Source organism: Sphaerochaeta sp. S2 (assembly GCF_016406725.1).
Classification (GTDB): Bacteria; Spirochaetota; Spirochaetia; order Sphaerochaetales; family Sphaerochaetaceae; genus Sphaerochaeta.
On record NZ_JAEKNT010000549.1, the window covers coordinates 1 to 1,251 of the forward strand.

2 protein-coding genes are annotated in these 1,251 nt (G+C 29.4%); one reads left to right on the forward strand and one right to left on the reverse strand.

Annotated features, from left to right (window positions below; all coding sequences use genetic code 11):
• Positions 1-240: Rho termination factor N-terminal domain-containing protein (locus tag JF818_RS16180; protein ID WP_198893073.1), on the reverse strand; the 240-nt coding region annotated here is incomplete at its 3' end.
• Positions 241-309: 69 nt separating this feature from the next.
• Here JF818_RS16180 and JF818_RS16185 point away from each other — a divergent pair.
• Positions 310-1,251: stalk domain-containing protein (locus tag JF818_RS16185; RefSeq protein ID WP_198893074.1), on the forward strand; the 942-nt coding region annotated here is incomplete at its 3' end.

Consider the following 1,251-nt stretch of genomic DNA (forward strand, 5'->3'; position numbering starts at 1 on the left):
GTTTTGCTCCAGAACCTCTCTTTTTTCGTCGTCTTCTTCCAAATCAAATTTAATGGTATCTTTTATAACCGGCTCAACATCTAGGTTTTCTTCAATTTCTTGATTAACGGACATGTTCCCATCAATGATCATATCGATCAACTGAGCCTTATTATACTTCGACACATTCTTTAACCCCATCGCTTTTGCGATTGCTTTTACGTCAAGTAATGTCTTGTCTTTTAACTTATTAATATCCAATTACGCTTCTCCTTTATCAGTTTAAATTTATAATGAATGATGTTATAATGTCCAAATAAGGTGGTTTATATGATTAAAAAAATTTTACTAGTTATTATTATTTCCATTTTAATATTAAGTATTTCTTTTAGCGAAGATACTATTATGAATGTTTCTATCAATGATCTTTCTTTTGATATAGATTTACCCGTTTTAAAAGTAGACAATCATGTCATGGTGCCAATGAAGGCAACTTTTAGAAAACTTGGTGCAAAAATCTATGAAGAAGATGTGATCACTTCTTACTATTTAAATACATTTGTAAAAGCATCTCCTAGCATTCATGAAATAACGATTAACGGAAATATTTTACATCATCATACTGAATTATTCTATCAAAATGACGATTTATACGTCCCAATAGAAGTATTGGTAAAAGCTTTTGATTTTACACTATCTACAAAAGATGATCAAAGTATCAATCTAGAAGCAAATAGTACTATTCAATATACTAACTATGATGATATTCATTACCAAGAAATTTCATTTGAAAAAGAAGGTATTCGATTATCCTTACCAATATTCTGGCGGAAATTAAACGAATATATTTATGGATACGATTCTTCCTACGGTCAGATTACTGTAGATTTATCAACTAGAGCTTTAAATGATAACATCAATTTAGAGTATATCATAAATGTATATAGTGAGCACCTGTTAATGGCTTATGAAGATAAGGTTACTTTTACACGTGAAGAACAAAATATTTACAATTATCTTACTAGTAATGTATTATATATTGATTTAGATGTCAACGGACGCTTGGTAAAACAAATTGTACACTTTATTCCAACGGAGAAAGACGTTCATGTAATTGAATTCAAATACCCAAGTGAGTTATCTGAATCTTATATGCATGAAACCTTTAATAATATTATGGATTCCTTCTACATTGATAGTTCATCTTTTGATTCTGACAAAGAACACTATATCGAGTTTATTGCAGCAAGGAATTACAAGATGACTTTATCC